The sequence below is a fragment of the Campylobacter concisus genome, from assembly GCF_902460895.1.
GTDB lineage: Bacteria > Campylobacterota > Campylobacteria > Campylobacterales > Campylobacteraceae > Campylobacter_A > Campylobacter_A concisus_BC.
Genome location: NZ_CABPVL010000014.1, coordinates 1 through 1,893, shown reverse-complemented (window position 1 = coordinate 1,893; position 1,893 = coordinate 1). Strand labels below are relative to the sequence as shown.

The 1,893-nt window shown below is 34.4% G+C and carries 1 protein-coding gene and 1 pseudogene; both read right to left on the bottom strand.

Translation table 11 applies throughout. The features are described 5' to 3' along the window. A partial coding sequence (locus tag F3G98_RS10015; RefSeq protein WP_149726094.1) for a thioredoxin reductase occupies nucleotides 1–1,286 on the bottom strand: 1,286 nt, incomplete at its 3' end. Nucleotides 1,287–1,289: 3 nt separating this feature from the next. Next, nucleotides 1,290–1,893 (bottom strand): annotated as a pseudogene (locus F3G98_RS10590) (hypothetical protein); the annotation flags it as partial.

Sequence of the window (1,893 nt, the reverse complement as noted above, 5' to 3'; positions counted from 1 at the left end):
GTTAGAGGGTTTAGCTTTTTATCTAATTTACCAGCCTCATATAGTCTTGTTAGCTCTTCTGGTGTGTTGTAGTATGGTGCATTTGGATATCCCTCTGGTGGGGTTAGAGCTAGTATTTTAGCTTCTAATAGATTAATGTCTCTATTCAAAACTACTTGCCTATATTCTTGATCGTCTGGTTCAGCTACGTCAAAAGGAAGCATTTCATCTTTTAGGACATCTTTCATTTTTGTCATAAATTCTTCTCTTGTAGTCTCGTTTGCATCAAGGTCTCTAGGGTCTAGTAGTTTTCCTTCATCTTCTACTAGCTTTCTAAAATACCGCATAACTCTACCATCAGTATCAAGGGCAAGTCCCCTATTAAAATCCATCACAAAGTAATTCCCCACTATCTCATCAAGATAAGGCATCATTCCATATTCATCTAATGGGGGATTTTTAGCTAGTCTTCTAAATTCTTCAGCCATTTGTAAATTTGTATTTAGACCTATATTATATGTTTGGTATTCAAATAGATCACCTAAATATTCTAAAGCTTTTACTACTCCTAGCTGGGCAGCTAAGAAAATTCTTTGATAGTCCCTTGCTTTAAACCCAGCTTCATTTCCATATGAAAATCCCATAGGATCTCCAAGTATTCCTGCACACATTCCCCACTCTGCCGAAAAGAGCATTGATTTTAATGTGCCTTTGTGAGCATTTACTTCATCATAAATTTCAGCATACTCTGGCTTTGTTAGTTTGCCATTACTATCTACTCTACCTATTGCATCATCTGGGATATCTATCATAGTGCATTTTAGATTACTTCTTTTTACTAGATAGATATATCTATCTCTTTTATCTTTTAAGCTTTCATAGTAGGCTTTTTCTGATTTAGTCCAAGGTGATAGTTTATTTGAGCTTGATTTATAGCTAATGTCTAGCCATGGTTTAAATGATAGATGGTCTGTTTGACCTAGAGAATTTGGTTTAGGGTTATAGTATAAGGGTTTATAGTTTTTATATGGAGATGAGTCGAGGATGGAGCGGGCTTCCAAGAGATACTTGGATTGAATTTCTAAGTATTCCCTATTTGTCCTAGGTTTATTATAATTATCATTGTTTGGTATCATTAAATTTGTCTTTTTATCAAATGGTATTTCCATTCCATTTGGAGCTATAACTGTATATGTATTAGTATTATCCATTAAATTTTCTTTATTCATAGTTTTTCCTTTGTTGATAAACAGTGCTGAAGCTATTACTACTAAAATAACTAAAGTTATAAATATAGTTTTCTTCATATCTTATCCTATATATAGACCATCTTCCATAACTATGGTAGTGGCTAGACGACCTACTAGGCGAGGTGGGATAGATGATGTGGTTTGAGTGCTCTTGTCTTTTCTATCTGACGATCCGAACTCCTTACACCCCACATATATACCCTTTATGTTATTGTTGCCAATAGTATCAAGAGCTTCTACTAGATCTCTTGATAGGTTGCGGTGAGTATTGTCATAGTTGGTGTTAAAAATTCCTAGTCTAAGCTTATATATAATATTTGCAGCCTCTTGATAGGCATCTATCGGATATTTTGGTTTGCCTGCTGCTTTATTTGGCAATGCGCCATCCTTGTAATTATTGTATATCTCTTTCTCCTCTTTCACATCTAAATTTAACTCCCTTATCTCTACATCAGATTCAGTATATCTACTTCTAGCATAGTTAAAATACCTTGCATCTATCTCATTACCAGATCCTCTTAGCTCATCTAAGCATAGATAAGCACTAAGGTTATTTAGTGCTAGTTTAGAGGCTAGGTTAAAAGATAGTTTGTTTTTCTTGTGGTCTATGTCGTAGTATATAAATGAGTTATAGTCTAGTCCTCCACTACTTATATTAGCTCCT